The 23,333-nt window shown below is 65.4% G+C and carries 18 protein-coding genes and 1 pseudogene; 6 read left to right on the forward strand and 13 right to left on the reverse strand.

Features of this window, described 5'->3' with window-relative positions; translation table 11 throughout:
• Positions 1-56 precede the first annotated feature (56 nt).
• A complete protein-coding gene (locus ACIPG5_RS18655; RefSeq protein WP_176510835.1) occupies positions 57-947 on the forward strand; it encodes a universal stress protein in 891 nt (296 codons plus the stop codon).
• Positions 948-986: 39 nt separating this feature from the next.
• Here the strand turns inward: ACIPG5_RS18655 and ACIPG5_RS18660 are convergent, their stop codons facing one another.
• The 3 genes from ACIPG5_RS18660 to ACIPG5_RS18670 all read right to left on the reverse strand — a co-directional run bounded on the left by ACIPG5_RS18660 (position 987) and on the right by ACIPG5_RS18670 (position 3,124).
• Entirely contained in the window at positions 987-1,508 is a 522-nt protein-coding gene (locus ACIPG5_RS18660) for an acyloxyacyl hydrolase (protein ID WP_176510836.1), read from the reverse strand.
• 244 nt (positions 1,509-1,752) lie between these two features.
• On the reverse strand, positions 1,753-2,196 hold the full coding sequence (locus ACIPG5_RS18665; RefSeq protein WP_401376994.1) for a carboxypeptidase regulatory-like domain-containing protein: 444 nt from the start codon (positions 2,194-2,196) through the stop codon (positions 1,753-1,755).
• 61 nt (positions 2,197-2,257) lie between these two features.
• On the reverse strand, positions 2,258-3,124 hold the full coding sequence (locus ACIPG5_RS18670) for a LysR family transcriptional regulator (RefSeq protein WP_401377162.1): 867 nt from the start codon (positions 3,122-3,124) through the stop codon (positions 2,258-2,260).
• A 105-nt stretch (positions 3,125-3,229) separates the two neighbouring features.
• On the opposite strand from ACIPG5_RS18670, the gene ACIPG5_RS18675 reads away from it, so the two are divergent.
• Entirely contained in the window at positions 3,230-4,615 is a 1,386-nt protein-coding gene (locus ACIPG5_RS18675) for an aldehyde dehydrogenase family protein (RefSeq protein ID WP_401376997.1), read from the forward strand.
• Between the two features lie 123 nt (positions 4,616-4,738).
• On the opposite strand, the gene ACIPG5_RS18680 is transcribed toward ACIPG5_RS18675, so the two are convergent.
• A complete protein-coding gene (locus ACIPG5_RS18680) occupies positions 4,739-6,646 on the reverse strand; it encodes an AAA family ATPase (RefSeq protein ID WP_401377000.1) in 1,908 nt (635 codons plus the stop codon).
• Positions 6,647-6,686: 40 nt separating this feature from the next.
• Entirely contained in the window at positions 6,687-7,586 is a 900-nt protein-coding gene (locus ACIPG5_RS18685; protein WP_176510840.1) for a helix-turn-helix domain-containing protein, read from the reverse strand.
• Between the two features lie 150 nt (positions 7,587-7,736).
• On the opposite strand from ACIPG5_RS18685, the gene ACIPG5_RS18690 reads away from it, so the two are divergent.
• From ACIPG5_RS18690 to ACIPG5_RS18700, 3 genes are all read left to right on the forward strand, one after another.
• A complete protein-coding gene (locus ACIPG5_RS18690; protein WP_176510841.1) occupies positions 7,737-9,095 on the forward strand; it encodes a glutamine synthetase family protein in 1,359 nt (452 codons plus the stop codon).
• A gap of 127 nt (positions 9,096-9,222) precedes the next feature.
• Positions 9,223-10,314, forward strand: a complete 1,092-nt coding sequence (locus tag ACIPG5_RS18695) for a polyamine ABC transporter substrate-binding protein (protein ID WP_176510842.1) — start codon at positions 9,223-9,225, stop codon at positions 10,312-10,314.
• 14 nt (positions 10,315-10,328) lie between these two features.
• The gene (locus ACIPG5_RS18700) at positions 10,329-11,624 is read left to right on the forward strand and encodes an NAD(P)/FAD-dependent oxidoreductase (RefSeq protein WP_401377004.1); all 1,296 of its coding nucleotides are present in this window, start codon (positions 10,329-10,331) and stop codon (positions 11,622-11,624) included.
• Positions 11,625-12,006: 382 nt separating this feature from the next.
• Here the strand turns inward: ACIPG5_RS18700 and ACIPG5_RS18705 are convergent, their stop codons facing one another.
• Positions 12,007-13,383: an L-serine ammonia-lyase gene (locus ACIPG5_RS18705; protein ID WP_401377007.1), complete on the reverse strand. Its 1,377-nt coding sequence runs from the start codon at positions 13,381-13,383 to the stop codon at positions 12,007-12,009.
• A gap of 147 nt (positions 13,384-13,530) precedes the next feature.
• Here ACIPG5_RS18705 and ACIPG5_RS18710 point away from each other — a divergent pair, with 147 nt between their 5' ends.
• A complete protein-coding gene (locus ACIPG5_RS18710) occupies positions 13,531-14,466 on the forward strand; it encodes a LysR substrate-binding domain-containing protein (protein WP_176510845.1) in 936 nt (311 codons plus the stop codon).
• A 29-nt stretch (positions 14,467-14,495) separates the two neighbouring features.
• On the opposite strand, the gene ACIPG5_RS18715 is transcribed toward ACIPG5_RS18710, so the two are convergent.
• The 7 genes and pseudogenes from ACIPG5_RS18715 to ACIPG5_RS18745 form a co-directional block, all read right to left on the reverse strand.
• Positions 14,496-15,917: an undecaprenyl-phosphate glucose phosphotransferase gene (locus ACIPG5_RS18715; RefSeq protein ID WP_314616581.1), complete on the reverse strand. Its 1,422-nt coding sequence runs from the start codon at positions 15,915-15,917 to the stop codon at positions 14,496-14,498.
• A 158-nt stretch (positions 15,918-16,075) separates the two neighbouring features.
• Positions 16,076-16,867 (reverse strand): WecB/TagA/CpsF family glycosyltransferase, encoded by a 792-nt coding sequence (locus ACIPG5_RS18720; protein ID WP_236236290.1) that lies wholly within the window; start codon positions 16,865-16,867, stop codon positions 16,076-16,078.
• A complete protein-coding gene (locus ACIPG5_RS18725) occupies positions 16,867-18,060 on the reverse strand; it encodes a glycosyltransferase family 2 protein (protein WP_401377013.1) in 1,194 nt (397 codons plus the stop codon). Before ACIPG5_RS18725 ends, ACIPG5_RS18720 begins: the two co-directional genes overlap by 1 nt.
• Entirely contained in the window at positions 18,057-19,259 is a 1,203-nt protein-coding gene (locus tag ACIPG5_RS18730) for a glycosyltransferase family 4 protein (RefSeq protein WP_401377016.1), read from the reverse strand. Before ACIPG5_RS18730 ends, ACIPG5_RS18725 begins: the two co-directional genes overlap by 4 nt.
• A 42-nt stretch (positions 19,260-19,301) precedes the next feature.
• Entirely contained in the window at positions 19,302-21,293 is a 1,992-nt protein-coding gene (locus tag ACIPG5_RS18735; protein ID WP_401377165.1) for a glycosyltransferase family 4 protein, read from the reverse strand.
• Between the two features lie 6 nt (positions 21,294-21,299).
• A pseudogene (locus ACIPG5_RS18740) lies at positions 21,300-22,292 on the reverse strand (VirK/YbjX family protein); the annotation flags it as partial.
• A gap of 7 nt (positions 22,293-22,299) precedes the next feature.
• Positions 22,300-23,277, reverse strand: a complete 978-nt coding sequence (locus ACIPG5_RS18745; protein WP_236236286.1) for a glycosyltransferase family 2 protein — start codon at positions 23,275-23,277, stop codon at positions 22,300-22,302.
• Positions 23,278-23,333 lie beyond the last annotated feature (56 nt).

Below are 23,333 nucleotides of genomic sequence, written 5' to 3' on the forward strand. Positions count from 1 at the left end.
TACAGACCAGATGACATGGCATGAACCGGGGGGCTGCCCACACGAGGAGGTGTGCGATGAGCCAGTTCAAGCGTTTGTTGGTCATGCTCGGCCCGCAGATGCGCCACACGCCGGCGCTGCAACGCGCCGCGGCGTTGGCCGAATCCAACGGCGCACTGCTGGATATCAACGTGTTCGTCGACGATGTCGACACCTTTGGCCTGATGAGCGACGGCCGTGAGCGCGAGCGGCTGCTGGCCGACAACCGCCAATGGCTGGCCGACCAGGCCGAGCAACTGGGCAATGCCGGGCTCGATGTGTCCACCGAATTGCTGCTCACCCGCGACCCGCTGGGCAGCGCGCTCGAACGCATGGAACAGCTGGGCTGCGATCTGCTGGTCAAGGATGTGCAGCACGAGCCGGTGCTCAAGCGCCTATTGGTGACGCCACTGGACTGGCAGCTGCTCAAGGACAGCCCGGTGGCCGTGCACCTGGTCAGCGACATCCGCCTACCCCTCCCCCGGCAGATCGCCGCGGCGGTCGACCTCAATAGCCATGGCAGCGGCGAGCACCTGGACGAACAGGTGATCCACTGCGCCCATGCCCTGGCCTTGCAGTGCAATGGCGAACTGCACCTGCTGCACGTGTGCGATGCGGCCAAGACCCACATTGCCGACTTTGGCGCCGGCACGGTCACTATGCCGGGCTTCGAGGGCAGCGTGCGCACGGCCCAGCGCGCGGCGTTCAACCGCCTGGGCGACCATCACCAGGTCCCGCTGGAGCGTCGGCATTTTCTGGAGGGTACGGCGATACGGGCGATCGCCCAGTTCGTCAGCCACAGCCGCATGGATGTGATCGTGATGGGCAGCCACCGGCACGACGCCATGCAGACGTTCCTCGGGGGCACCACCGCCCACGTGCTGGAACATCCGTTGTGCAATGTGCTGGCGTTGAAAGCGACGCGCTGAGCCGCGCAAGGCTGGGGCCGCGAGGCGGCCCCGTGCGGGTCAGAAGCCCTTGCTGTAGAACAGCGAGTACGACTCGATGCCGTCGTTCGGCTGCTTGATGCCGGCGTTGGAGTAATGCATGGCACGGATGCCGACCTTCTGCTCGCCCGGCAGCTTCAGGCCGAAACCGATACGGTCTTCGAAGTTGACCGACGAACCCAGGCGCTGGTCGCCCACGTCGGTCTTGGAGAAGGCCGCCAGGCCAATGCCCGCTTCGATGTAGGGGGTGTAGGTGAAGCCGCTGAACTCGTAGGTGAATACCGGGCTGAACGACAGCGAGTGGGCGCCGCTGGCGTCGCCGCCTTCCCAATAGGTGTAGGCCGCATCCCAGTAGCCGGAGACGAAACCGGTGCTGCTTTGCATCCATTTCTTGTCCCAATCGAACGACATGCCGATACGGTAGGTCATGTCGCCCTGGCTGGTGGCGCCTACGGCTCCGGAGATCTGCGCAGCCTGGGCCAGGTTGGCCCCGGCGAGGGCCAATACGGCTACAGCCAGCGAAGCGGCTAGACGGGTTTTCATCGATGACTTCTCCTGATGGTCAACACGGGCTTGTGGGGGCTTGGGCCCCTCGACTTTTTTGTGACCGATGCATCCAATCGGTCACAAGAGGTAATACTTTTCTGATTATTGTCCAGATAATCAGAAAGTTGAAAGTGAATTGCCACTAATGGCTAATTTCTCTTGCAGCGCCTTGTCTTGAGCGTATTCAAGCGTCCGTTTGCAGCCGTGGAGTACAGATGTACTCCACGGCAACTTTCCTCCATTAACGCCAGTTCAGGCTTACCGTGGCCGGCGCCTTGCCGCTCACGGTCACATGCTGCTGCACCGTGGTGCCGCCCGCCTGCCCGACCACTTTGTACTGGCCCGGCGGCAACTGTACGTAGAGCAAGGGGCCGGCGTCCTGCACGCTCAGCAGCGACTTGCCTTGGGCGTTCTGGATATCCACTGCAGCGCCACTTTCGAACTGACCGCTGGGCCCGGTCGACAGTTCCACGTGCAGGTCATAGCCCGGCGTCTTGCGCAGGGCGTTGGCTTCATCCTGGCCAATACCGCCTTCCAGGTAGCGAATGCCGTTCTGCTCCTGCGGCTGCAGTTGCACGGCTTGCATGTTGATGGGGGCATTGAGGTCCGCGGCGGCGGCGAGGGTCCAGGGCATTGCCAAAGCCAGCAGCAGTGCAGCGCCCAGGGCATGGGGATGGTTACGCATGGTCAGCTCCTCCTTGTGGAGATGGCTTACCTGATATTGGATGCCTGGCCTGTGGCCAGGTTCACGCCGCGCGGCGCTCCTCGAGCAATTTCACGAACATGCTCAGGCTGCGCGACACGGTACCTCGGCGCCACACCAGCCAGGTCTTGAGGTAGCGGAAATCTTCCGACATCGGCCAGGCGCTGACCGTGCTGCAGCCGGGCATGTTGTCGAGCATGCTGCGCGGCAGCATGGCCAGGCCCGCGCCTGCGCTGACGCAGGCGAGCATGCCGTGGTACGACTCCATTTCATGGATCTTGCCCGGCACGGCCTGGTCCTGGACGAACCAGCTCTCGAAGTGGTGGCGGTAAGAGCAGTTGGCGCGAAAGGCGTAGATGCTCGCGCCATTGACGTCCTGGGCGCGGCGCACCGGGGCGTGGTTGAGAGGCGAGATGATGACCATCTCCTCTTCGAACACCGGCATGCCTTCGAGGGTGGGGTGCAGCACCGGGCCATCGACGAACGCCGCCACCAGGCGCCCGGACAGCACGCCTTCGAGCATGGTCCCCGACGGCCCGGTGGAGAGGTCGAGGTCGACCTTGGGGTAACGCTGGTTGTAGGCCGCCAGCAAGGCCGGGATGCGCACCGCCGCGGTGCTCTCCAGCGAGCCCAGGGCGAAGGTGCCCTGCGGGTCTTCTCCGGCCACGGTCAGCCGCGCCTCGTGTACCAGGTCGAGAATGCGCCGGGTGTATTCGAGGAAATTCCAGCCCGCCGGCGACAGGCGCAGGCGGCTTTTTTCGCGGATGAACAGCTCGACGCCGAGGTCTTCTTCCAGCTGCTTGATGCGCGTGGTCAGGTTCGACGGCACCCGATGGATGTGCTGGGCGGCGGCGCTGATGCTGCCCTGCTCGGCCACGGCCTTGAAGATCTCGAGTTGCACCAGGTCCACAGTCATTCTCCAAACGTGAATGTTTCGCTCATTATTATTCAGTTTTCATTAAAGCCATAGCCCACTAGTCTGGCCCCACTGATCAACAACAACGAGTGCCCCGCCATGAGCGCCATCAGCAGCCTGACCCACGCCATCTCCGTCGACCCCTTCACCGGCGAACAGATCGGCAGCTACCCCTTCGACACCGATGCCGCACTGGAAGCGGCATTGCAACGTGCCAAGCTCGGCTACCGCCAGTGGCGCCAGGTGTCGCTGGGTCAGCGCAGCGAATACCTGCTCGCCCTGGCCAGCACCCTGGAAGCCAAGGCCGAGGCCTTCGCGCAGATGATCAGCCACGAAATCGGCAAGCCGGTCAGCCAGGCGCGCGGTGAAGTGAGCAAGTGCGTGGGCCTGTGCCGCTGGTACGCCGAGCACGGCCCGGCGATGCTCGCCGCCGAACCGACCCAGGTGGAAAAGGCCCGCATCGAATACCGCCCGCTGGGCCCGATCCTGGCCGTGATGCCGTGGAACTTCCCGGTCTGGCAGGTGCTGCGTGGCGCGGTACCGGCGATTCTGGCCGGCAACACCTACGTGCTCAAGCACGCCCCGAACGTGATGGGCAGTGCTTACCTTTTGGGTGAGCTGTTCAAGGATGCCGGCGTGCCGCAAGGCGTGTTCGAAGTGCTCAACGTGACCCCCGAAGGCGTCACCCGCGCCATCAACGACCCGCGCATCGCCGCCGTGACCCTGACCGGCAGCGTGCGCGCCGGCATGGCCATCGGTGCCCAGGCTGGCGCCGCGTTGAAAAAGTGCGTGCTCGAGCTGGGCGGCTCCGACCCGTTCATCGTGCTGGCTGACGCCGACCTGGACGCTGCGGTCAAGGCCGCCGTGATCGGCCGTTACCAGAACACCGGCCAGGTCTGCGCCGCCGCCAAGCGCCTGATCGTCGAAGAAAGCATCGTCGAGGCGTTCACGCACAAGTTCGTCGAAGCCACCCGCCAGCTGAAAGTCGGCAACCCGCTGGAAGACGACACCTACATCGGCCCGATGGCCCGCTACGACCTGCGTGACGAGCTCGACGGCCAGGTCCAGGCGACCCTTGCCGAAGGCGCTACCCTGCTGCTGGGCGGCAACAAGCTCGAGGGCGTGGGCAACTTCTACGCACCGACCGTGTTCGCCAACGTGACCCCGCAGATGACCGCGTTCAAGCAGGAGCTGTTCGGCCCGGTGGCGGCGATCATCACCGCCCGTGATGCCGACCACGCCGTGGAGCTGGCCAACGACAGCGAGTTCGGCCTGGCCTCGACCATCTACACCGCCGACTATGCCCTGGCCGAGCGCATGACGGCAGCGCTGGATACCGGTGGCGTGTTCATCAACGGCTACTGCGCGTCCGACCCCCGCGTGGCGTTTGGCGGGGTGAAGAAGAGTGGTTTTGGGCGCGAGCTGTCGCACTTTGGTGTGCGTGAGTTCACCAATGCCCAGACCGTGTGGCTGGATCGTAACTGAGTTGTACTTTGGGGCTGCTAGGCAGCCCTTTCGCGACACAAGGCCGCTCCTACAGAGGATCGCGTAATACCTGTAGGAGCGGCCTTGTGTCGCGAAAGGGCCGCGAAGCGGCCCCCAAAGATCTCAATCACGAACCTGGTCCTTGACCCAGTCCAGCATCCCCCCCGGCACGATCAGTTCATGCCGCGCCCGCGAACACGCGGTATACAACCCCGCCAGCAGCCGCGCCCGTTCATTGCGATTGCCCGCCGTGGCCGGCGCAACCATCAACTCCGGCGACACCATCACCCGGGCAAATTCCATGTTCTTCACATCGCGCACGCGGCCCAGGAACAGCTTCGGCGCCTTGTCCCAGCGGTAGCGGCTCTTGGCCTTGGCAAAGTGCTCGGGCGTGTAGCCCTTGCGCAGCATGTTGGCCACCGCGACAAATGCCTTGTCATCGCCCTTGTCCTGCTCCAGCGCCTGCCAGCTGGGGTAGCGGAACAGCATCGGGTGGCGCGGCCGGGTGCCGTAGCGGTACAGCTCGATGCAATCCTCGACGAACAGCTCGAAATCCTTGCGCGCACTCTGCAGCAGCACGAACGGCACACCCTGGTGCGTCAGGCGCTGGAACCAGCCGAACAGCCCCCACTCGTCGTCGACGATCAACGCCGTGGGCTGCTCGGGCACGGCCACCGCATCGAAGAAGCTGACCCGGGTGTAGTGCTCGGCGCTGCCGCTGAAGGCCGCCTGGATGGCCGCCGGGTGTGCCTGGATCAGCGGGTTGAGCACACCGTCCATGGCCGGCCCGGCGCGCAGCGAATGGTCGATGTAGCGTTGGCGAATGAAGCCGCCATGGTGTGGGCTCAGGCCATTGAGGTTCTGCAGCTCGTCACCCAGGGCGATGATCGATTGCGGGCTGCGATCGAGCACGGCAAGCATCGGTGCGGACAGCTCGTGGGCTTCGTCGACGATGACGTGGCTGTAGCGGCTGTCGATCACCTCGGCGGTCAGCGACAGCAGCTTGACCCGGTGGTAATCGCGCACCGGCAGCTGGATTTCCCGCGCCGAGGGGCGGGTCAGCTCCTGCCAGTACAGCCGGGCCTTTTCCAGCAGCACTTGCTGGTCCAGCGGCGTGGTGCCGGGGCCGGCCCAGGGCAGATGGTGCAACTGCAACTGGCTGTCGCCGCTGCGGCAGAAATTGCGCACGGCCTTGATGCACAGGGCCACCACATCGCGGGCCGCCAGCGGGCCGATGTCGGGGATCGCCAGCCATTTCACCACCTGCGCTTCCTGTGGGCGCCAGGAAAGCTTGGTGCGGTATGGATCGCGCAGGCGCCAGCCGTTGCTGGTCAGGTCGCGGTTGAGGATTTCGTCGGCCAGTTGGCCGAAGGTCATCGCCGTGTACGCTGCGGCATCCTTCACCCGCGCCTGCAACGCGCGCAACTGGCCCTCGGTCAGGGCCAGCAGCAAGGTGCGCTGCGGGTCGAGCAGGCGAGTGAATTGCTGAATCAGGAAGGTCTTGCCGGTGCCGGCAAAGCCCTGCACCGCCACCGATTCGTCCACGCCGGAGAGGAACTCGCGCAGCAGGCGGTTCTGCTGGTCGCTCAGGCGCAGGTCACTGCCCAGGCCTGGCAAATGCACCGGGTGCAGCGGCGTCACCCGCTGGCGGTAGCTGTCGGCGAACTGGAAGTTCCACTGGCCTTCGCCGTCCTGCCACTCATCGGCCGGGCAGTCGACCTCTGGCGACACCAGCCCGACGCCATTCTCGCCCAGCATCCCCAGGCCCATGGCAAAGGCCTCTCGGTCGAAATGCTGCGCCACCTGGCCCTGGAAGCGGCCGGGCGCTGCCGCCTCGACTTCGTTGGCGATCCGCACGATTTCTGCAAAACGCCGCTCCTGGACGTCGGCCGAAAGGCTGGCGGGTTGGCGTGGCAGGTTCTGCACGAACAGCACCGCAGCAGCCTCGAAGAGGCTGGCGGTGTGGAAGAAGTCGGTAGGTTCGCTGGCGAGGCGGTCGGCCTGGTCGCTGGGCAAAGGCAGGTAGAACATCGAAACCTCGGGTAATAACTGCCGGGCACGATAGCAGGTTTCAGGCCCGGCTGCGCTTGAGGGTCTCGCTCGGTAACTCCTTGAACAACTGCCTGTAACTCTCTGAAAACCTTCCCAAATGCCAGAACGACCAACGCATGGCGACCTCTGCCACGGTCATCTCGCCGCCGCGCAGCAGGTCGCGCCGCGCACCGTTCAGGCGGCGCAAGCGCAGCCATTGCGCCGGCGGCATGCCGGTAAAGGCCTTGAAGGCTTCCTGCAGCTGGCGCAGGGAAACCCCGGCCACTGCCGCCAGCTCCACCAGGTTGAGGGTTTCTTCCGGGCAATCCGCCGCCCATTCGCTGACCCGCTGCATGATCCCCCGCTCCACCCCGCGCCGCCCCAGGGCGCCGCCCTGCAGGCGCTGGCAGGCATTGTCGAGAATGAACAGGCAGTCTTCCAGCAGCTGCTCGGCCAGCGCCTGGCCTTCGAGCGGGCAATCGGCTTCGCCCAGGCGCGTCAGGGTGGCACTGAGCCAGCTGCCGAACAGCGCATTCTGGCCGCTGCCCAGCGGCACCATGAACAAGCCTTCGAGGCGCTGCGGGTCGAGGCCATGGCGGGCCAGGAAGGCCTGGTCGAACACCACCGCCACTTCCTGGTAGTTCTCCGGCGTGATCCAGATATTGCGGCTCTGCTCGTTGAGCAGGTACAGGCTGTTTTCGCTGCGGTCGAAGCAGAACGCCAAGGCGCCGCTGGGCGCCCGGAAGAACTGCTCGACGCGGGTGTTCAGGCGCTCTTCGTACACCTCCACGCCATCGAGCCCCAGGCAGCGCAGTTGGCCGCTGAAATGGCCCGGCGACATCTGCCGGTACTGCTGCTGCCAGCCGGGGGTGGCGCGCACCAGCTCGGTGACATCGGTGGTGTTGAACGCTTGGACTTGCAAGGCATTGGGCGTGTTCACGCTTGGTCCTATTTGCACTCTTTTGGTGCATTCATTGCCGAATAAAGTGGATAGATGGCCCGTGGGGGCTGCGACCAAGATAGTCGCCAGCACGCCGTGTGGGAAGGTTCCTTCACGCAAGTGCCACAAAAACCCAACCAAGAGGTCTGTATGAACGCCCCCTTCGATCAGCTGTCCACCTGGCTGAAAGAGCACCGGATCACCGAAGTCGAATGCGTGATCAGCGACCTGACCGGCATCGCCCGCGGCAAGATCGCACCGACCGCCAAATTCCTCCACGAGCGTGGCATGCGCCTGCCTGAAAGCGTGCTGCTGCAGACCGTCACCGGCGACTACGTCGACGATGACATCTACTACAGCCTGCTCGACGCTGCCGACATCGACATGGTCTGCCGCCCCGACCCGACTGCGGTGTACCAGATCCCGTGGGCGATCGAGCCGACCGCCATCGTCATCCACGACACCTTCGACAAGCAGGGCAATCCGATCGAGCTGTCGCCGCGCAACGTCTTGAAGAAAGTACTCAAGCTCTACGCCGACAAAGGCTGGCAGCCGATCGTCGCGCCGGAGATGGAGTTCTACCTGACCCAGCGCTGCGAAGACCCGGACCTGCCCCTGCAGGTGCCCATGGGACGCTCCGGCCGCGCCGAAAGCGGGCGCCAGTCGTTCTCCATCGATGCCGCCAACGAATTCGACCCGCTGTTCGAGGACGTCTACGACTGGTGCGAACTGCAAGGCCTGGACCTGGACACGCTGATCCACGAAGACGGCCCAGCGCAGATGGAGATCAACTTCCGCCACGGCGACGCGCTGGACCTGGCCGACCAGATCACCGTGTTCAAGCGCACCATGCGCGAGGCGGCGCTCAAGCACAACGTGGCCGCCACCTTCATGGCCAAGCCGATCACCGACGAGCCGGGCAGTGCGATGCACCTGCACCAGAGCGTGGTCGACATCGCCACCGGCAAGCCGGTGTTCGCCAATGAAGATGGCAGCATGAGCGAGCTGTTCCTGCACCATATCGGCGGCCTGCAGAAGTACATCCCCAAGCTGCTGCCGATGTTCGCGCCGAACGTCAACTCGTTCCGCCGCTTCCTGCCGGACACCTCGGCCCCGGTCAACGTCGAGTGGGGCGAGGAAAACCGCACCGCCGGCCTGCGCGTGCCGACTTCCAGCCCCGATGCGATGCGCGTGGAAAACCGCCTGCCGGGCGCCGACGCCAACCCTTACCTGGCGATCGCCGCGAGCCTGTTGTGCGGCTACCTGGGCATGGTCGAGAAGATCGACCCGAGCGCACCGGTGCAGGGCCGCGCCTACGAGCGGCGCAACCTGCGCCTGCCGATCACCATCGAGGACGCCCTGCAGCACATGGAAGACTGCGAAACCGTGCAGCAGTACCTGGGCAAGCAGTTCGTCCAGGGCTACGTGGCGGTCAAGCGCGCCGAGCATGAAAACTTCAAGCGCGTGATCAGTTCCTGGGAGCGTGAATTCCTGCTGCTCAGCGTGTAACGCATCGCCGGCAAGCCGGCTCCCACAGGGCCCTGCGCTGTACCTGTGGGAGCTGGCTTGCCAGCGATGGGCTGCAAGGCAGCCCCCACACACCGCATTCAAAGAACAAGACCAACGAGGTGTACACATGCGTCATCTGCAAACCCTGATTCCCGCCGCATTCACCCTGCTCTTCGGCGCGGCCGCCGCCCAGGCCCAGCCCAGCGTCAGCGTGTACAACTGGACCGACTACATCGGCGACACGACGCTGGCCGACTTCCAGGCCAGCAGCGGGATCAAGGTGGTCTATGACGTGTTCGACTCCAACGAAACCCTGGAAGGCAAACTGCTCGCCGGCCGCACCGGCTATGACGTGGTGGTGCCTTCCAACCACTTCCTCGCCCGCCAGGCCCAGGCCGGCGCCTTCCTGCCGCTGGACCGCAGCAAGCTGCCGAACTGGAAGCACCTGGACCCCAAACTGCTGCAGCAGCTCGAGCAGAATGACCCCGGCAACCAGTACGCCGTGCCTTACCTGTGGGGCACCAACGGCATCGGCTACAACGTCGACAAGGTCAAGGCCGCGCTGGGTATCGACCATATCGACTCCTGGGCGGTGCTGTTCGAACCCGAGAACCTGAAGAAGCTCAAGCAATGCGGCGTGGCCTTCATGGACTCGCCGGACGAGCTGTTCCCGGCGATGCTCAACTATCTGGGCATGGACCCGCGCAGCGAGAAGACCGCCGACTACGCCAAGGCCGAGGCGCGCCTGCTCGAACTGCGCCCCTACATCACCTACTTCCACTCCTCCAAGTACGTGTCCGACCTGGCCAACGGCGATATCTGCGTGGCCTTCGGCTACTCCGGCGACGTGTTCCAGGCCGCCAACCGGGCAATCGAAGCCAAGAACGGCGTGAAAATCGCCTACAGCATCCCCAAGGAAGGCAGCAACCTGTGGTTCGACCTGCTGGCCATCCCCAAGGATGCGCAAAACCCTGAGCAAGCCCTGGCCTTCATCAACTACCTGCTCCAGCCAGAGGTGATCGCCAAGGTCAGCGCCACCGTCGGCTATGCCAACGCCAACCCCGACGCCAAAGCCTTCATGGACCCGGCGCTGGTCGACAACCCCGAGATCTACCCGACCCAGGCGGTGCTCGACAAGCTGTACATCTCCAGCACGCCGAGCCCGCAGATCATGCGGGTGATGACCCGCTCCTGGAGCAAGATCAAGTCCAACCGCTGAGCCGAGAACGCGCCATGCCTTTCGATACCCAACACACTGCGTCGTACTACGCCGCCACGGCGCGCAACACGGCGCCCTACCCCAGCCTCGACGGCGAACTGACGGCCGACGTGTGCGTGGTCGGCGGCGGCCTGACGGGGGTCAACACCGCCCTGGAGCTGGCTGAGCAGGGCCTCTCGGTGATCCTGCTCGAAGGCCGGCGCATCGGCTGGGGCGCCAGCGGGCGCAACGGCGGCCAGCTGATTCGCGGCATCGGCCATGACGTCAGCGGCTTTGCCCGCTACGTCGGCCAGGACGGCGTGCGCTACCTCAAGCACGCCGGCATCGATTCGGTGGCCCTGGTGGCCAGCCGCATCGCGCGTTATGGCATCGACTGCGACCTGCGCTGGGGCTTTTGCGAACTGGCCAACACGCCTGCCCAGTTCGCCGCCTTCAAGGAGGAGCAGGACGACCTCGCCGCCCTCGGCTACCAGCACCAGACGCACCTGGTGCCGGCGGCGCGCATGCACGAGGTGGTCGCCAGCGACCAGTATGCCGGCGGCCTGATCGACATGGGCTCGGGCCACCTGCACCCGCTCGACCTGGTCCAGGGCGAAGCACGTGCCGCCCATGGCCTGGGGGTACGCATCTTCGAGCAGAGCCCGGTGCTGCGCATCGAGCACGGCCCCACGGTGACCCTGCACACCGCCCGCGGCAAAGTGCGCGCGCGCAGCCTGGTACTGGGCTGCAACGCCCACCTGGATGAACTGGAGCCGCGGCTGAGCGGCAAGGTGCTGCCGGCCGGCAGCTACGTGGTGGCCACCGAGCCGCTGCCCGAGGCCCTGGCCAGCACGCTGATCCCGCAGAACATGGCCCTGTGCGACCAGAAGGTCGGCCTGGACTACTACCGCCTGACCGCCGACCGCCGCTTGCTGTTCGGTGGTGCCTGCCACTATTCAGGGCGCGACCCCAAGGACATCGCGGCGTACATGCGGCCCAAGGTGCTGAAGGTGTTCCCGCAGCTGGCCGAGGTGCGCATCGACTACCAGTGGGGCGGCATGATCGGCATCACCGCCAACCGCTTCCCCCAGGTGGGCAGGCTGAGCCAGCACCCGAACGTCTACTATGCCCAGGGCTATTCCGGGCACGGGCTGAACGTGACGCACTGGACGGCGAAGTTGCTGGCAGAAGGCATCGCGCTGGGCCACAGCCAGGGGCTGGACGTGTTCAGCGCCGTGCCGCACCTGACTTTCCCGGGCGGCAAGGCATTGCGCTCGCCGCTGCTGGCGTTGGGGATGTTGTGGTATCGGTTGCGCGAGGCGTTGGGGTGAAGGTTGTTCTGGGGCGCTCGGGTTGGGGGCGGTGGTGTAGGTGAGATCGCGCGCCGCCCGCGCGGCGCATCGCGGATGAATCCGCTCCTACATTTGTTGCAACGTATCTATGCCTGATAGGCCATGGTTGTCAGCCTTGGTGGCACGACGCGGTTTCTCGGCGGGCGCCAAAAGCGGACAACCATGGCCTGACAGACCGTGGCACGTTGCAACAAATGTAGGAGCGGATTCATCCGCGATGCGGCGCGCGGGCGGCGCTCGATTTCAAACCCACCCTCACACTCAAGCATAATCAGCTTTAAATTTAAACGCTAAATACCTGATTCACATGCATTAATAGAATTATTCTCGAAACAACTTCAAGTTTTGTAGGTGCCTAACCTCAGCACTCGACAAACGCCACAGCCAACCCACCCCGCGAGGTCTCCTTGTAGTTGGCATGCATATCCGCCCCCGTATCGCGCATGGTGCGGATCACCCGGTCCAGCGAGATGAAATGCTCGCCATCGCCGCGCAGGGCCATCTGCACCGCATTGATCGCCTTGACCGCAGCAATCGCATTGCGCTCGATGCACGGCACCTGGACCAAGCCACCGACCGGGTCGCAGGTCAGCCCCAGGTTGTGCTCCAGGGCAATTTCGGCGGCATTCTCCAACTGCGGCGGCGTGGCGCCCAGCACTTCGGCCAGGCCCGCGGCAGCCATCGAGCAGGCCGAGCCGACTTCGCCCTGGCAGCCCACTTCGGCACCGGAAATCGAGGCGTTCTTCTTGCACAGGATGCCCACCGAGGCGGCCGCGAGCAAAAAGGCCACCACGTCGTCGTCACAGGCGCCGGGGTTGAACTTCATGTAGTAGTGCAACACCGCCGGGATGATGCCGGCGGCGCCATTGGTCGGCGCGGTGACCATGCGCCCGCCTGCGGCGTTCTCTTCGTTGACGGCCAGGGCGAACAGGTTGACCCACTCCATGGCGCTGAAGGTCGAGCCGATCACGTTTGGCTTCACCACTTCCTGCAGACTGCGGTGCAGGCGCGCGGCGCGGCGCTTGACGTTGAGCCCGCCCGGGAGCACGCCATCGTGGCGCAGGCCGTTGTCGACGCACTCGCGCATCGCCGCCCAGATGCGCAGCAAGCCTTCGCGCACGTCGCTTTCAGGGCGCCAGGCGCATTCGTTGGCCAGCATCAACTGGCTCACGCTCAGGCCATGGGCCTTGCACAAGGCCAGCAGTTCGGCGGCGCTGGAGAATTCATAAGGCAGGCTGACCGCGCCCTGCTCACTCACTGGCGCATCGATTTGCTGCTGTTCGACGATAAAGCCCCCGCCCACCGAGTAGTAGGTCTGGCGCAGCAGCACGCCCTGCCCGCCTTCGGCGACCAGGGTCATGGCGTTGGGGTGATAAGGCAGGCTTTCGTCCAGCAGCAGCATGTCGCGGGCGTAGTCGAACGCCAGCGGCTGGCTGGCGTCGAGCATCAGGCACTGCTCCTGCAGCACCTGGCCGATGCGCGAGTCGATGGTCGCCGGGTCGATGCGGTCGGGCCACTGGCCCATCAGCCCGAGCAGGCAGGCGCGGTCGGTGGCGTGGCCGATGCCGGTGGCCGACAGCGAGCCATACAGGCGCACCTCGATGCGCGTTACCTGGGCCAGCAGGCCCTGCTCGCGCAGCGCCTGGGCAAAGGTGGCGGCGGCGCGCATCGGGCCGACGGTGTGGGAACTGGAAGGGCCGATGCCAATCTTGAAAAGGTCGAAAACACTGATAGCCATGCTAATGCCTGACCGCGCCGGTGCATGTGCACCGCGACACGGCTCGTTGGGAAAATTGAACGGTGTTGCAGATTTGCGCGATACTGCCGGGCTCATCCACGGATGACCAACGAAACTTCCTAAGCAAGCCTTTAGCGGTACTAAACGATGCGGCGGCAATTTAATGGCCAGATGTTCGTCTGGCTGCATGTTTTCAGCTGCGCGGCGCGGCACCTGTCGTTCACCCGCTGCGCCGAAGAACTGCACATCACCCCCGGCGCAGTCAGCCAGCAGATGCGCCAGCTCGAAGAACGCCTGGGCTATCGGCTGTTCCTGCGCCGGGCGCGCGGGGTGGAGCTGAGCGCCGAAGGGCAGCGCCTGGCGCAGACCGTGGCCGAAGCCTATGGCAGCATCGAGGCCGAACTGCTGCGCCTGGATGCCGGGGAGATTCGTGGCACCTTGCGCCTGCGCTCGATCCCCTCGTTCTTGGCCAAGTGGCTGACGCCGCGCCTGCCGCGCTTTCAGCAGCGCTACCCGGACATCGAACTGCGCCTGGTGGCCGAGGACAGCGCCCAGGCCCTGCACCCGGGCGACTTCGACCTGGCCATCGACCTCAACGACGGCAGCTACCCGGGCATGCTCTCGACGCCGCTGCTGGACGAGCAGATCTTCCCGGTGTGCTCGCCTGCCCTGCTGCGCGGCCGCCCGCCGCTGCACGGCCCGGCAGACCTGGTGCACTACCCGCTGCTGCACGACATCACCGCCTGGCGTGGCAGCTCGGAATACGCGGAATGGGAGTTCTACCTGGAGGGCATCGGCGCTGGCGGGCTGGATGTGCGCCGCGGCCACACCTTCAACCGCAACCACCTGACCATCGAGGCGGCGATCGCCGGCATTGGCGTGGCCATTGCCCGGCGCACCCTGCTCAATGACGAACTGGAGCGCGGGGCGTTGATCGTGCCGTTCGGCGTGCCGATCGCCAACTTCAAGCGCTATGTGGTGCATTACCCGCCCGGCGGCCTGAACCAGCCGGGGGCGCGGGCGGTGCATGACTGGCTGGTGGAGGAAGCGCGCGGGTTCCGGGCGTTGCACCCGTTAAGCTGACACCTCAGCTGAAAACCCGCGCCTGCCCGTCAGTACGCCTGCTTGCCGGTGAACGCGTTGAGCGTGCGCACCAGGATCACGAAGTCCAGCCACAGCGACCAGTTGTTGATGTACTCGATGTCCGAGTCGACCCGCTGGATCATCTGCTCGATATCGCGGGTTTCCCCACGGAACCCGCGCACTTGGGCAAGGCCGGTCATGCCCGGCTTGATGTTGTGGCGGGCGAAGTAGTCGACGATGTCCTGGGAATACAACGAGTCATGTTGCAAGGCATGTGGGCGTGGCCCGACCAGGGACATCTCGCCGGTCAGCACATTGAACAGTTGCGGCAGTTCATCCAGGCTGGTGCGGCGGATGAAAGCGCCAATTCGGGTCAGCCGCGGGTCATTCTTCTGCGCCTGTTTCACCACCCCCTGCTCGGGTTGGTGAACATGCATGCTGCGAAACTTCCAGATACGGAACGATTCGCCGGTCCAGCCCGTGCGTTCCTGGCGGAAGAACACCGGCCCCGGGCTGTCCAGTTTGATCGCCAGGGCCACGGCCAGCAGTACCGGTGAGGCACACAACAGGATCAGCGCTGCCAGCACCCGGTCTTCGAGGTTCTTGAGGAACAGGCTCATGCCGGTCAGCGGCGTTTCCGACAGGGTCAGCACGGGAATACCGGCAATTTCCCGCACGCTGTGGTTGATCAAGCGAAGGGAGAAGATGTCGGGCACCCAGTTCACCGCAATGCACTTGTCGAGCAACTTCAAATACACTTCGTTGATAACTTCCGAACCGCCCAGCGGGGTCACCAGATACACCGTTCTAATTGCATGTTGCGCGACCAGTTCATCCAACTTGTCGATATGCCCAAGTACCGGCAGGCGCTGTTTGCCATCGGCACTTTCCCTGACCGGCTCGATAGTACCGTCAAGCAACACGCAGCCCATTACCCGTTCGCCAAACCACGGGTTGTTGCTGATTTTCTGATAAAGAAAGTTGGCCAGGTCGCCGTTGCCGATGATCAGTGCGTTGTCCAGCCGCGCATGGGCGGTAAAGCGCTTTTGCACCTCGCGCACCGCATAGTGCAGAAACAACTGCACCACGTAGCCGATCACGAACAACTGCCCCACCAGCAGGCGCGAGTAGGTCTCGCTCTGCTTGGTCAGAAACGCCAGCACCACCAGGAAGCAGAAGGTCGCCGACCACGCCTTGAACAGCCGGAAGGCCTTGATCGACAAGCCGACATTGGTGCGGTAGATGGCGTAATGGTCGTAGATCACCGCCAATGCGCCAATCAGCAGCAACAGCATGATCACGTAGTCGGAGGTGATGTAGCCGATCTGGTCGTAGATCAAGTACCACGCCACGCCGGTCACGGCGATGCCGTCGAGGCCCGCCTGGATGGCGTTGCTCACGCTGCTTCTGCGCTGGAGCAAGGAACGACTGCTTCTGGGTTCGAAAACCATTCTCAGGCCTCATCTTATTAGGCGCAGCAGGTACTTTTCACGCCATCAGTACATTTCATCCATTAAACTTTTACATCTTCCTTAATATGTACATGATTATTCAGGCAATGTGTCTTTGATATCACTGTAGCAGTATCCGGCCATCATGCCGTGACAAATCATTTAGGATCCGCTTTCTGCCGCGGCTGTGGCGACGAAACATTGACGCATTTTCCGCGCCACGCAGAAAACTTCAATGTGCGCCAAATAAACATCGGGTTACCGACAACATAGCGCATGAACAGCCGTTTCGGCTCTTTCATTAGTCGGAATATCCACTCCCCGCCCAGCCGGCGCAGCCAATGCGGCGCGCGCTCGACCTTGCCACCCAGGAAATCCAGGATCGCCCCGCCGCAGACGATCAGGCACGGCCCGGCAGTGTCCGACAGGCGGGCAGCGAGCGCTTCCTGCTTGGGCATGCCCATGCCCAGGATGATCAGCTCCGGCTGCACGCTGCGCGCCAGCTCAAGGTAGGTATCGGTGTCGGCAAAACCATCGTGCAAGGAGACCGGCGTGACGCCGAACGCCGCCTGGCATCGCGCGGCCGCGGCGCTCAACGCAGGCTCCCGAGTGCCCCACAAGGCCACCCGGCGGCCCTGGTAGGCCATCAACAGCTGGGGGATGAAGTCGGTGCCGTTCATGTTCAAGCCAGGCTCAAGGCCCAGGCGGCGATACAGGATGGCCACCCCGGAGCCGTCGCGCAGCAGCACGTCAGCGGCCATCAGCGCCTGGTGGAAGCCAGCATCGCGGGTCACCAGGTTCAGCGCATGGGCATTGACGAAGCCCAGCACCGTCGCCCGCTCGGGCGTGGCCAGGGCGTGCAGCACACGCTGTTGGTCCGCCCGGTCGGCCACGCGCTGCATGCGCTCGGTCAGCGCTTGCCAGCGGCCTTGCCAATTCGAAGTGCTCATCAGCCGTCATCCCGTTTCGAACGCACCCACTCGACCTGGCGCTTGATCAGAAAGCCCAGGTACAGCGGGATCTTCTTCAAGGCGTAGAGCGGTGCGTAGATCAGCACCGAAAACGGAATCACCTCGCGCGAGAAACGGCTCCAGGCCAGCAATACCGCGCTGCCCAGCATCAGCAAGGCGAGCGTCGCCAGCACCGCCGGCAGCAGTACGCCAAACAGCAGGAACATCAGCCAGGACACCACGAACAGGCCCACCAGGGCCAAGGTCAGCAGCGCCAGCGGCGGCACCATCAGGTCCAGGCTCATGGCCAGCAACGGCCAGTTGCCCTTGGCCAGGGCGCTGGCAACCAGTTTCGGCCCATCGGCCAGCAGCACGCCCAGGTGCCCGTGCTCCCAGCGGGTGCGCTGGCCGCTGAGGCCTTCCTGGCTGGTCGGGAACAGGCTGGTGACGCGCGCCTGCGGGCAGAACAGCGGCGGTTTGCCGGCCCGGCAGAAGTCCAGGCCCAGCTTCAGGTCTTCGACCAGGTGCCCGGTGGCCAGGTTGGCAGCGGCGATGTCCTGCCAGCCAATGGCCATACCCGTGCCCATCAACTGGCAAGGCAAGCCCGCACGCGCCCAGCCCAGCGGGCGCACCAGGTTCTTCACGCGCCAGGCGAACTCGGCAATGAGGATCTTCAACCCGGCCCCCGGCGGTGCGCACATCAGGTCCAGGCCCTGGACCGGGCCTGCGGCTGCGATGCAGCGCTGCGCCAAGTGCTCGATCGAGCCTGGGCTCACCTGGCAGTCGGCATCGATGACCACCACCACGTCCGGCGGCGCTGCGGCCAGGTGGCGCACGCCGCAATCCAGGGCGTAGCCTTTGCCGCGCAGTTGCCCATGCTGGCGCTCGACCACCTCGGCGCCGGCACCGCGGGCCAGGGCGGCAGTCTGGTCGTCGCAGTTGTCGGCCACCACCAGCAGGCGGTCACCCTCCAGCAACTGGCGGTGGATGCCCTGCACCGTCGCCACGATGCCCGATGCCTCGTTGTGCGCAGGCACCAGCACCGCCACCCGAGGCCGTGGCCCAGCCGCCGAGGCCTGCGCCTGCGCCCGTGGCGGCAGGCAGGCCAGCAGCACCTGGGCGAACAGCACCGTCACCGGCAACAGGATCAACAGCGCCACCGCGCCCAACAGCCAGCTGATAAGCGTGATCATGCCAATGCCTTGAAGTGATGGGCCAGCTTGGCCGCTTCGCGATCGATGTCATGGCGCTCCAGCACCCGCTGGCGCGCCGCCTCGCCCATGCGCTGCAACACCTCGGCCGGTTGCGCCAGGCAATCGGCCATGGCGCCGGCCAGCTCGTCCACAGCGCCCGCCGGGAACAGCCAGCCGTTCTCGCCCGGGCGCACCAGCTCGGGGATGCCGGCGACAAAGGTGGTCAACACCGGCCGGCGCAAGGCCATGGCCTCCATGATCACCACCGGCAAGCCTTCGGCGAAGCTCGGCAGCACCAGGGCGCGGGCAGCGAGGATTTCATCGCGCACCTGGGCGCTGCTGATCCAGCCGGTGATACGCACCTGGGCCTGTAGCCCGTAGCGGGCGATCAAGGTTTCGATCTGCGCACGCATTTCGCCGTCGCCGGCCAGCACCAGTTCGAAGTCGATGCCCTGCCCGGCCAATTGCTGCGCTGCCTGCAGCAGCAACAGCTGGCCCTTCTGTTCGCACAGCCGGCCCACGCATACCAGGCGCGGTGCCGCCGGCGCTGGCACCGGCGCCACCTGGTGAAAAGCAGGCTCCAGGCCACAATGCACCACCTTGACCTTGGCCCAGTGCTCATGCGCCACCCAGCGATACAACTGGCTGCGCCCATAGGAGCTGACCGCGGCGACGAAGGCCGAGCGCCTGACCTTCTCGCCCATGTGCAGAAACTGCGGTTTGTCGAACTCTTCCGGCCCGTGCACGGTGAAGCTGTAGGGTGGCCCGCCCAGGGCATTGGCCAGCATCACCACTTCGGCGGAGTTGGTGCCAAAGTGCGCGTGCACATGCTCGGCGCCAAAGGCCTGCAGCCACTGCACCACGCAGCACGCCTCGGCCAGGTAGACCAGGTGATACGGCAGCGGCCGGTCCCCCCGCAGGCCCAGGCGCAGGCTCAGCCGCAAGGCTGCGGCAAAGCGCCGAGGTTCGGCGCGCAGCACCTGCCACAGCGGCTTGAGCAAGCCCTTGAGGCCTGCCTGCAGCACGTACTGGGTCTTGTTGCGCTCGGCCAGGTCCTCGGCGTCCTGCAACTCGCCGTCCCAGCCGCGCAGGGCAATGCGCTGGATCACCACGCCCTGGCGCTCCAGCGCCAGGATCTCGCGGCGGATGAAGCTATGGCTGACTTTCGGGTACTGATTGATGAAATAGGCAATGCGCATAGAAATCCAGATCTCTACCTGCGTGAGTGATGACCAGGGCGCTCACTGCTGCGGGCACAACCCGGCAGCCGGGGTGCTCGCCTTGAGCACATCGTCGTACATGGCCTGCAGCTCCAGGGCCTGGTCGCTGCACAAGGTGATGCCTTGCTTGAAGGCGTTGCGGTGCTGGCGATAGCGCTCGGGCTGCTCGAGGATCTCGGTCAGCGCCTGGCGCAGGTACTTTTCGTCCGCGCTGAGCGGGATCAGCGTGCCGTTCACCCCGTCGACGATGTCTTCCACGGTGCCGCCGGCATGGGTGCTGATCACCCACACGTCGCGCACCAGCGCCTCGCGCACGGCCAGGCCAAAGGTTTCCTTCGACTGGGTGGGGAACAGCAGCACATCGATACCGGCGAAGAACTCGTCCATGTTGGCCTGGGTGTAGCCCGGCACGATGCTGACCGTGCCCGGGATCTTGATGCTGTGCCGGTTCAACGAGCGAAAGCCCAGGTGCAGGAGGTTGTCGACCACCTTGAGCTCGTAGTCCGAACGCTGCAGGGCGGCGAAGGCGCGGGTGATCACGTCGATCCCCTTGATGGTCGCGTTGCCGCCGACGAAGCCGAAGCGGATGGCCTTGCCCGGGTGGCGCTGGTAGTCGGCGGCCGGCGGCAGGATGCCGTTGCGGTTGACGCGGATCTTCGCCGCATCGAAGCCGTTGGCGATGTACAGGTTGCGGGCAAAGTGGCTGGGCGCCAGCAGCAGGTCGGCCTGGTTCAGCGTGCTGGCCAGGAACTGCTGGCGATACACGTTCAGCGCTGGGTCGTCCACGCAGCGGGCGCAGACCTCGGCGCGGATGGTGGTTTGCCCGCAGTACTTGCCGTGCTTGTCGATCATGAACTGGCGCCCGCAGATCCACCAGCAATCGTGCAGGGTCACCACGAACGGCAGGCCCGCGCGCCGGCAGCTGTCGGCCAAGAGCGCGCCCAGCCCCTGGATCGAGTGCATGTGCACCAGGTCCGGGGCCACCCGTTCGAGCACGGTGTCGAACATGGGCAAGGTGTCGGGGTTTTCGAAGTCTTCGCGGGCGCTGCGCTCGTCGGGCAGGCCCATGCCGATCACCGCGGCGCCATGCGCCTCGTAGCGGTACAGGCTGTAGGGCTCGGCATCGGTTTCGGGCAGCGAGGTGAAGATGAACTGCTGGAAGGTGGTGGTCGCCACCATCAGGCGCGCCATCTGTTCGGCCACCACCGTGGCGCCGCCGAAGCTGCGCGGGGCGAAGAAGATGTTGGCCGACAGTACCCGCCGGTTGCGGTCGCGCGGCAACTGGGGGAACAGGTGGCCGAGCTGTTCGCTGTTGAGGGCGTGGGCGCTGTTGTCCCACTCCACCAGCGTGACGTGCCCCGCGCCCAGGTCCAGCATGGCCTTGGCCAGTGCCGGCGTTGCCGCGATGGCGTGGTCGCAGGCCAGCAGCGCCTGCTGGAACAGGCTGACCGCCGCCAGCAGCTGGTTGACCGTTTCCTCGTTGAAGACGCTCAAGTCGTTGTGCTGCCGATAGGCTTGGGGGTCGAAGATCAGCGCATCGACATCCCAGAGCGTGCTCACCTTCAGCCGCCTGGCCTCGTCCACCAGCTGCAGCATCTCGGCCGTGGCCGGCAGGCGATGGAAGATCACCACCGAGGCGGTCTGCAGGGCATTGTTGCAGGCTGCGGCGTCGCGCCAGTCGAGCACCTGGCAGCGGTAGCCAAGGCTTTGCAGTGCCTGCTGCAGCCACGCCGGGCGGCCGCTGGGCGGCTGGGCCAGTTCGCCTTCGCAGACCAGCAGCAGCTCACGCGGGAAGAGTTCGCTGGCCGGCACGCTGGGGTCGCCCAGCGGCAGGCTCTTGCGCTTGCTGTCGGCGGGCTTCCACAGCAGCGACGGCCCCTGCCTGAGCAGTTCGCGCACGGCCTTTTTCAACGTCGGGTACAAACCGGCCTTGCGCAGGTAGGCAATGAAGCGCTGGTCGGCCCGCGGCTCGGTGGTGATCTGCCGCAGCAGGCCTGCCAGGCGGGCATGCATGCCAGGTGGCGTACTGCCAACGCTGGCCTGCTGCGCCGCCAGGGCGCTGCCCAGGCGTTGGCGATGCAGGTTGAGCTGCTGCGCCACTTCGTGGTCGGGCACCGCGGCTTCGAGCTGGCCGAACAGGTCGTCCAGCAGCGCATAGCGGCGCCGGTACATGGCGCGTTTCTTCGGCGCGATGTCTTCTGCCGAGCGCTCGGCCGCAGCCACGGGCAGGCTGAAGAAGCCTTCGCGCGCCAGGGGCTCGCCGCCATGCTCCTGCCAGATGGCGTCGTAGTTGGCGGCCAGTTCGCGGCCGGTGTCGGCGCCGAAATAAGGGTGCCGGTGATGCCGGTAGGCATCGCTGACGGCGTGGATCTGCGTGGCGCCCAGCAGCCGGGCGAGGCACTTGATGGCTTCGATCAGCAGGCTGCGTGGGCGCAGGCCTTCGAAATCCTTGGTCAGGTCGCGGTAGATGTTCAGCGACGTCTCGCTGTCGATGCCCTTGTGGATGCCCTGCACCGCGCCGATCAACAGGCACAGCTGGCCATCGGCCTGGCACAGGCTGAAAGCCAGCGATGCCGCGCGCAAGTCGCCCTGGAACAGGTTGAGCACCAGCTCGCCTTCGCGCTTGAACCAGATCGGCCGGTCCAGCACCAGGGTGCAGCCCGGGGAGTAGCTCGACAGGTCGGCAAGGGTTCGCTGCGCGTCACGCCCGAGCAGCAACAAGGAGGGAAACTGCTTGGCCACCAGCTCGTAGTGCGAGGCCACCACCGCCAGCCGCTGCGGTGCATCCCAGCCCTTGCTGATGTAGGGCCATTGCAGGATGCCGATGCTGTCGTCACCCAGCGCCGCCCAGCCTTCGGCACCCAGCGCCGTGTTCATGCGCTGCACGAAGGTGCCGAGCTGGGGCCATTGGCGGACCATCAGCAGGGTCAGTGCGAGGCGGTTCTTCAGTGCCCGCGGCGACAGGCCGGGGTGCACCGCTGGCAGGGTCCTGGCGAGTGAAACGAGGTTCATGGTCATCTCACTTGTACTCGATCAAAGCCGATTTGCTGGCGGTCAACCTGTCGAGCAGGAACTTCACCTGCCCGACCATTTCAGGGAACTTGGCGAGCACCAGGAACACCGCCTGCAAGCCGTTCTCGCGCAGCGTGCGGCCGCCGCGGCGGGTCAGGCGCAGGGCCTGCAGCGGGTAGATCGCCAACAACAGCAAGCCCCAGCCCCCCAGCAGCGCCCAGAGCAGCAGCGTCACCAGCGGGATGCCCAGCCCCCACAGCCAGGCGCGCAGCGACTCACGCCGCCAGTGGCGCTCGGGTGGGTAGCCATGCAGGTAGGTGCCCTCGGCGAAGGCATAGCCGCCGCGCACGCAGCGCCGCCACCATTGGCTGAAACGGGTCATGGCGGCATCGTGCAAGGTCATTTCGGCGTCCAGGCGCCAGATTTTCCAGCCACGGGCGCGCAAGCGCACGCACAGCTCCGGTTCTTCCCCGGCAATCAGCTCCGGGCGGTAGCCGGACACCGCCCTGAAGGCATCGACGCGCATCAGCGCATCGCCACCACAGGCCTTGGCGTCGCCGACCGGGGTGTCCCATTCCAGGTCGCACAGCAGGTTGTACACCGAGCGCTCGGGAAAGCGCTCGCGCCGCCGCCCGCACACCACCGCCACGTCGGGGTGGGTGTCGAGAAACGCCTGGGCGCTGCCCAGCCAGCCCGCCACCACCTCGCAGTCGCCGTCGACGAACTGCACGTAGCGCAGCTCCGGGCGCAACTGCAGCAGGCAGGCAAAGCCTTCGTTACGCGCCCGGGCAGCCGTGAACGGGATGCTCAGGTCCAGCGCCAGCACTTCTACCCCATGGCTGCGTGCCCGCTGCACCGAGCCATCGGTGGAACCGGAGTCGACATACACGACCTGGTCCGCGCCGCTGGCCAGCGAGGCCAGGCAGCGCTCCAGGCGCATCCCCTCGTTGCGACCAATCACCACCACTCCGATGCCTGTCTCCATGCGCCTCTCGCCACCCCTGAACGCCACTTGCCGATCACCGCCGCCCCTGGGGCCGG

The sequence above is a fragment of the Pseudomonas sp. NPDC087029 genome (assembly GCF_044745345.1).
Classification (GTDB): Bacteria; Pseudomonadota; Gammaproteobacteria; order Pseudomonadales; family Pseudomonadaceae; genus Aquipseudomonas; species Aquipseudomonas faucium.